We start from the raw sequence: 7,551 nt of genomic DNA on the forward strand, positions 1-7,551 counted from the left end.
TAGATGAGGTAGCCGCCGCTTTTTACGCTACTTGCAAAGCCTTGTAGCGCGGTGCGCACGACCGAGTTATCCGGGAAGAGCTCAAACAGCCCCGACACGACGCCAAGCGTATATGCGTCCTGCAGGCCCTCGTAGCTAGCGGCTTCGAACGCATTTGCCTGCGTAAAGCTCGCGACGTCCTCCAGCCCGCGCTCTTTTATCATTTCGCTACCGGCTTTTACGTTTATGTCGCTATAGTCGCGCAGGGTTATGCGCTCAAATTTATGCCCCTGCGCTGCGTCTAGTATGTATCTGCCGTGTCCCGAGGCGATGTCGAGCAGTCGTAGCGGCTCGCCTCGCTCTTGCAGCTTTGCTACGGCTTGATCGATAGCTAGCTTGATTTTTCGCTTGCGCTCCCTGATACCGCGCCAGCCGATGGCGTTTAGGTAAAATTTGTCGATAAATTTAAAAAACTTATTCGCCCCTTGCGGCTCGTTTCGGTAGACGTAGTCAAGCGTACTGCCGCTATCGTAGCCCGTATTTTCGCCGATCTTTAGTCCGCCTACCCACGGCGAAACCGCCTGCATAAATATCCGCTGAAATTTAAATCGCAAATTTTTCGGGCTAAATCTCGGCAGCGGCGTTGCTAGCCTATCGGCCTCCTCGCGGCTAAAGCCGTATTCGTCCGCATGTGTGCAGTCCACCTCGCTAAAAGGCGCGCTAAACCTCTCGCCGACGAATTCGCGAATGATCTCAAACGCCCTCTCCCGCTCGCTCTCGCCCAGCGTATCGTGGTAAAATCCTTCTAAAACCTCGCGCCTTTTTACGCGCGCGCCAAGAGCGTTGTAAAACTCGTGCTGCGGGGCGTGCTCCACGACCCAATCATCGCCCGAGATCAGCAGTAGCGTAGGCGTCGTGATCGCGGCGGCGTCGGAAACCACGCGATGCGCCGCCTCGTAAAGCCCCAGCAGTATGCGCACCGAGATCGCGCGAGTGATGAGCGAGTCGGCGTCGTAGCTAGCCTGGCGCTCCTTGTCGTGCGTGAGATAGTGCGCCTTGACGTAGCTGTTTACGAAAAAATTTCCGCGCGAGGAGTAGAGCGCCTTTAAGCCCGCTCTGGCAAACGGCACGTAAAGCTTCACGCTAAACGCGGGACTTGCCAGCACCGCGCAGCGAACGCGCACAGCGTAATCGTGCAGCCACGCCGAGACCAGCACGGCGCCCACGCTCTGGGCAATCACGGCTAGATTTTGCGTCTCAAAGCCAAATCTCTGCTCGATATGCGCCACAAACTCGTCCACGTCGGCGATGAGACGACCGATACTCGGCGCGTCGCCTCGCTCTCCGTCGCTCCTGCCGTGTCCGCGCTGATCCCAGGCAAAATAGCTCAAACTCTCGTCCGCTAGACCGTCTGCTACGTGCGTCGTCCTGCCCGAGTGCTCGTGCCCGCGGTGAAATATCGCTACGGCTTTGGCATTCGGCGCGGCTTTAAATTTTAGATTTTGCTCGGCGTTTTCGCTCGGCGTCTCGCTCAAATTTGACGCGCCGCATTTGCTAGCTTCGTTTAAATTTGAGTCCAAATTTTCGTCGCCGTTTGGTAAATCTATCCCCTCAAATTTACCTTCGTCGCCGAAACCAGGCTCCGCATTTTCATCCGCGCCGCCTGCTTGCTCGCTAGTCAAATTTGACGTTTCGTTTGCGGCCTCGGCGCTCAAATTTGATCCGTCAAATTTACTATCCGAGTCCAAATTTACTTCGCCCGCACTCGGGTTTTCGCACGCTACGTCCGCAGCCAGGCGGTATCTGTAAAATATCCTCGCCCCGTCGCTCGTTATAAAATAGCTCTCTTTAAACTCCATTTTTCGCCTTTCTTGCTTAAATTTATCGGTTTTTACGCTTATTTTATCCTAAAATGCCCCATTATCTCGTACTCGTTTAGCACGTCCTCCTCCTGCGCGCCAAGCCCGATGTTGTGGATCACGAGCGGGGTTTTGCCGCCGGCAAATTTATCCGAAACTATGCCGATATGCGGCCTGCCGTTATCCAGCCGCCACGTCACGATATCGCCCGCCTTAAACTCGCCCTTTGCCTCGTAACCCTTGCGTTTTAGATAGGTCGCGATGTTTGGCACGCGGCGATGATCGATGTTTTTGTCGGTCTTTGTCGCACCCCAGTTTTTAGGATAGGCGCTAAAATTTGCGCTCATATCCTCATGGATGAGCCGCTGCAGATCGATGTCCTGCCCGCGCAGCGCCCTAACCACGACGTCGGTGCAAACGCCCTTTATCATATCCACGTCGCCCATCGGATAGGCTAGTCTCTCGTACGAAGGATCGTAAAACAGCGTCTGTCCAACCTGCGCCCTAGCGTCTTGTACGAGCTTTCCGGCCGAAAACGCAAAGGCTAAATTTGCCGCGAGCGCTAAAAGTAAAATTTTGCTCCAAATTTTCATCAAAACCTCACGCGTAAAAATATCTAACTATGTGAAAAAATATCGGCGCCGCAAAGCACAGCGAGTCCATACGGTCAAGCATCCCGCCGTGCCCGCTGATCATATATCCCCAGTCTTTGACGCCTAGATCGCGCTTGATAGCAGACATAACAAGCCCTCCTAAAAAGCCCATCATACAAACGGCAAGCCCGATGAAAAATGCCCCTACCGCGCCAAAAGGCGTGAGATGATGCAAGCACGCAGCCAGCGCGCTAGCGCTAAGAACCCCGCCAGCAAAGCCGACCACGGTTTTAGACGGACTGATGCTAGGCGCGATCTTGCGTTTGCCAAAAAGCTTGCCCCAGATATACTGCAACACGTCGCTAGCCTGCACGACTAGGACCAAAAACAGCATCAGCTCCATGCCGCTGCCATGCTTAAGATCCAGCAAAAGAAGCGCAGGGATATGCGAGATACAAAAGACACAGATCATCAGCGCCCACTGGATCTTCGTCGAGCGCTCTAAAAAATAGGCCGCATCGCCGCAAATAGCCGCCAAAATCGGCAAAAATAAAAATCCGTAAACCGGGATAAATATCATCGCCATCGCGTACCAATCAGCGTAGATAAAGATATACTGCACGGGTAAAATCACGTAAAAGCACGCCACGAGCGCGATATGATCGCCCCTGCGGATATAGATGAGCGACAAAAACTCGCGCAATGCGGCAAAAGATACGAGCAAAAACAAAAATATCACGGCGTTTTTGCCCATATACGTAAACGCAAAAATCACCAAAATCATCGCCCACCAGGCGTTTATGCGCGAGGTCAAATTTGCGATGGTTTTGTTCTCGGCACCAAATTTCGCCTTTAGGATAAAAGCCACGACGCTAGAGACGACTAGCACCGCGATGAGTCCTAAAAATAGATTTAAGATATGATTTTGTGGGTTCATTTTAGGGCCTTTTGGTTAAATTTGAAGCTAAATTTGACGCCCGCTTCGGAGCTTGCGAACGAGTAAAATTTGCGCGCGTTTGATTTACTGTGCGGGCGGCTTGAACGGTTAAATTTGTTAGCGAGAATTGCTCACGTTTTAAACTTGCGTTTGGGTCAAATTTTTTTTGCGGCGCGGCGAGCGTTTTGATCGCCGTTTCGCGCTCAAATTTGACGTTTTCGGCCGCCGTTTTAAAAGGCTCGCCGTCAAATTTGTCGTAAAAATCGGTCGCAAATTTTCTCTTTTCGTTTGACGGATTTGTAGGGCTCAAATTTACCGCCGTCGCCAGAGCCGCCAAATCAGGCTTTCGTTCTATCATTTTGCGTATCGCTCATCGCTAGCAGCGCGTCCTGCGCCTTTTGTAAAAACTCGCCCTTGCTCTCGCCGCCGTAGGTTATCTCCTCGCCCACTATCAGCTCGCAAAGCAGTGGAATAGGCACGAAAAAGCCCTTAGGTAGGACGTTTCGCGCGTTTTTGATCCATACGGGCACGAACGAGACGGCGGGACACTGCTGCGCCAGACGGAAAATCCCGCTTTTAAACGGCTGTAGCGCTAGATCGTCGTTCATCTTGCGCGTGCCTTCCGGAAAGATGATGAGAGAGTGCGTCTGCAGAGCTTCGCTCATTTGCGCTAGCGCTTCTAACGGCTCTTTGTGGCGGCTGATCGGCACCATGTTAAACACGTTTTTAGCAAGAAACCTGCGCACCGGCCCGCTCTCCCAGTACTCCGCCGCCGCGACGGGGCGCACGCGCTTTCTCACGCGGTAAGGCAGCGAGACGAAAATCAGCAAAAAATCGCCGTGGCTGGCGTGGTTTGCGTAGTAAATTTTAGTGCCCTCGCCGATGTTTAAAAGCTCCTGCGGCGGCCGCACGCCCGTGATAAATATCGTGATACGGCAAAGGATAAAATCAAGCGCGGCTGCTAAAAACTCTTTCATCTTTCGTCCTTTTTGTTAAATTTGCCCTGTCTGTGCGTCAGATTTGACGAGTAGCGGAAATTTGCCGTAACTCTTGCCGGCAAAAGAAGCGGGTTTTGAAACTAGGAATTTTAACTCGCAAACGCTCATGATACTCCAAATAATATAGACCTAACGAAACCTGGGCCGAGCTTGGCCACGACTCTAACTTGCCGTCTACAAAACCGCTTTGCTGTTTTTAGTAAAATATGATGAAATTCTTTTATATATTTGCCGTTATTATACCTAAATTCGCATTTTTTAAGCGAGGCAAGAGACCTGGCTCTCTTTGCCCTCTGCGGCCGCTTAAATCTTTAGCCAGATTGTTTTGCGCAGCAATCAGCCTTAACTCCATAATGTGCTAATCCGCCGAGCTTTAGTTAAGAATTCTAAAAACTTAGTCAAATTTGAGTAGCGACCGCGCTGTTGCGAAATTTTAAATTCTCATTTTATAAATAATTTTGATAAAATTTAGCCGTTTCTTGACGGCGATCAAGTCGTTATTATAAATAAAATCTTAAAATTTACAACTAATTTTTTATAAAGGATTTTCTGTGAGTTACAATCAAGAGATGTTCTGTCATCAGTGTCAAATGAGCGCGCCCGAGGGCTGCGGCGCCAAAGGGCAAGACCGTGGCACCTGCGGTAAAACCTCCACGCTGGCGTTACTTCAAGACACTATGGTTTTCGGACTTAAAGGCCTTAGCGCCTACCGCCACCATGCGCACGAGCTCGGCGCCGATACTAGCGCGGTCGATACCGTCATGGCGGACACGCTGTATTTCACGCTGACGAACTCAAATTTTAACTTTGACGAGCATATCGCGCAGCTGATGGCCGTCGGAGGCGCAGGCGTGCAGATGATGGATATTTTAAGCGAGGCGCATACCGCAAAATTCGGTGTACCGACCCCGGTTAAAGTTAGCCAAAACAAGGTCGAGGGCAAGGCGATTTTGGTTAGCGGACACAACCTACACGCTCTTGAAGCGCTGCTAAAAGCGACCGAGGGTAAGGGCATCAATATCTACACCCACTCCGAGATGCTTCCCGCGCACGGCTATCCGCAGCTTCGTAAGTATCCGCATCTAAAAGGCAACGTCGGCAAGGCGTGGTTCGATCAGACCAAGCTTTTCAACGAATTTAAGGGCGCGATTTTGATGACCACCAACTGCATCGTGCCGCTTCGCTCCTCCTGTAGCTACGCAGATAGGCTCTTTGGCTACTCTATCGCGGGCACCGACGGGATCAAGCATATCCAAAACGACGATTTTACGCCGCTCATCGAGTGTGCGCTCGCATGCGGCGACGTGAGTATGGATAGCGACGAGTGCTTGGTAACGGGCGGACACTACAAGACGATTTTGAGCCTCGCGCCGCAAATTTTAGACGCGATCAAATCTGGCAAAATCCGCCGCTTTTTCGTCATCGCGGGCTGCGATGCGCCCGGCAAGGGACGCGAGTATTACCGCGAGCTAGCGCTTAGCCTACCGAAGGACTGCGTGATTTTGACCTCCAGCTGCGGCAAATTCCGCTTCAACGACGTGGATTTTGGAACCGTGCCTGGCACCGAGCTTCCGCGCTACATCGATCTAGGTCAGTGCAACGACAGCAACGGAGCGGTCAAGATCGCCCTGGCGCTTAGCGAGGCTACGGGCATCGCGGTAAACGATCTGCCGGTCTCGATCGTGCTGATGTGGATGGAGCAAAAGGCGGTCATCATCCTGCTTGCGCTGTTTAGCCTAGGCGTTAAGAATATCAACGTGGGCCCTACGGTGCCTGAGTTTTTCAACGAAGAAATTTTGGGCTTTTTGGTGCAAAATTTCGGCCTTCGCCTAATTAGCGGCGACGCGCAGGCGGATCTGAAATACTTCCTGGGCGAATAACCGTCGCTTGGGCAATCTTTGCGGGCGCGCGAACGCTGCATAAAACAGCGCGCAGAATTTCTCGCGATTTCTCGCGCGCCCGCAAATCCGCTCCCGCTCGCTAAATTTTAAAATTTCGGCGGGCGACAAATTTCGTTTTACAACACGAGTATTACATAGTCTTTGCTTAATAAAAAGCGATCTTAACCACCAAAACTACAACTTAAACAAAAATGCCCGCTCGCCTTAACAATAAGATAACTTTAGTAAAAACAGAGTTTATAAATTTGACTAGCTTGCGTCGTTCGTAAATTTGGCTATCTTTTTGATGAAGTTTTGCCACGACCGTGCTACATTTTTCAGCTATTTTTTAAATAATTTATCTGAGTGCGGATTGCGATTTATTGCTTGCCTACTAAACCTATGCTAGTTTTATAAAACTTTTAAACCAAATTTGGCCGTACCGTAAACTACGCCAGATGTTATAGCATTGCAGCGGAATATTGTTTTGAGATTTATATCGTTTGATTTATGGGAGTCTAGGCATAAATTTGCAAAAATGCGTCATCCTATTTTTGCTTCATTCCTTAAATTTATGCCACGTATTTTATTAAACTAACTTTTTAACCCCATTCTAACGCGATTTATGCAGGTAAGCACAAGCAAAAGCGCCACCGCGTAAAGCGCCAAACTAAACCATGAGGGCAGCTGACCAAATACCGCATATATAGTGCCTATAAGCCCGAATACGAATGCGCGATCGCTCTTACCCATAGGTCCATCGTAACGCCTACCGCTACCGTGCACCTGCCCCAGAACGCCTAAAAACTCGCTTATAAAGGCCAGAAAAATAACGAGCGCGATAATGCCCCATCCAAATGGTGCCACGAAAGCAAACGGCAAATAAAGCGCGGCATCTGAAATAACGTCAGCAGCTTCGTTTAAATAGCCTCCAAGCGGGGTTTTTTGATTAAATTCGCGTGCTAGCATACCGTCGATAGCATTTAGTGCCATGCGTAAAAACATCCAAATCGGCAGTAGAAAAAATAATACTGAAATATCCGCAAATTTAGTAAGCAGCACACCTAATAAAATGGAGAGAATGCAGGCCGTAAGCGTAACTTGATTTGCCGTAATGCCGGCATTATAAAGACGCTTTACTAGCGGACGAAGTAGGTTTTGAAATTTGGGTTTTAACTCGTAAATACTCATGATGCTCCAAATAGTTTTGATTTAGTATTTTCCCCTAAAAATACTTGAATAAAGTTTAATAAAGGAGCACACCAACAACTTCATCAACCACCAAAAACAAATCTTCAAGAACAA

Annotated in this window: 7 protein-coding genes; 1 reads left to right on the top strand and 6 read right to left on the bottom strand. The window is 49.8% G+C overall.

Annotated features, from left to right (window positions below):
• The 5 genes from H740_RS02870 to H740_RS02890 form a co-directional block, all read right to left on the bottom strand.
• Positions 1-1,838: bifunctional alpha/beta hydrolase/class I SAM-dependent methyltransferase (locus tag H740_RS02870; RefSeq protein ID WP_002951092.1), on the bottom strand; the 1,838-nt coding region annotated here is incomplete at its 3' end.
• 38 nt (positions 1,839-1,876) lie between these two features.
• The gene (locus H740_RS02875) at positions 1,877-2,431 is read right to left on the bottom strand and encodes a DUF1287 domain-containing protein (protein WP_002951111.1); all 555 of its coding nucleotides are present in this window, start codon (positions 2,429-2,431) and stop codon (positions 1,877-1,879) included.
• 7 nt (positions 2,432-2,438) lie between these two features.
• Positions 2,439-3,368 (bottom strand): phosphatidate cytidylyltransferase, encoded by a 930-nt coding sequence (locus H740_RS02880; RefSeq protein WP_002951116.1) that lies wholly within the window; start codon positions 3,366-3,368, stop codon positions 2,439-2,441.
• A gap of 1 nt (position 3,369) precedes the next feature.
• Positions 3,370-3,726 (bottom strand): hypothetical protein, encoded by a 357-nt coding sequence (locus H740_RS02885; protein ID WP_231679301.1) that lies wholly within the window; start codon positions 3,724-3,726, stop codon positions 3,370-3,372.
• A complete protein-coding gene (locus H740_RS02890; protein WP_002951119.1) occupies positions 3,707-4,345 on the bottom strand; it encodes a lysophospholipid acyltransferase family protein in 639 nt (212 codons plus the stop codon). The genes H740_RS02885 and H740_RS02890 overlap by 20 nt, the downstream gene beginning before the upstream one ends.
• 590 nt (positions 4,346-4,935) lie before the next feature.
• Between H740_RS02890 and hcp the strand changes: the two genes are divergently transcribed.
• A complete protein-coding gene (gene hcp / locus H740_RS02895) occupies positions 4,936-6,246 on the top strand; it encodes a hydroxylamine reductase (protein WP_034957136.1) in 1,311 nt (436 codons plus the stop codon).
• A 594-nt stretch (positions 6,247-6,840) separates the two neighbouring features.
• On the opposite strand, the gene H740_RS02900 is transcribed toward hcp, so the two are convergent.
• Positions 6,841-7,437, bottom strand: coding sequence for a CDP-alcohol phosphatidyltransferase family protein (locus H740_RS02900; RefSeq protein ID WP_002951124.1), 597 nt, complete (start codon positions 7,435-7,437; stop codon positions 6,841-6,843).
• Between the last annotated feature and the right edge of the window lie 114 nt (positions 7,438-7,551).

The sequence above is a fragment of the Campylobacter showae CC57C genome (genome assembly GCF_000344295.2).
GTDB lineage: Bacteria > Campylobacterota > Campylobacteria > Campylobacterales > Campylobacteraceae > Campylobacter_A > Campylobacter_A showae_B.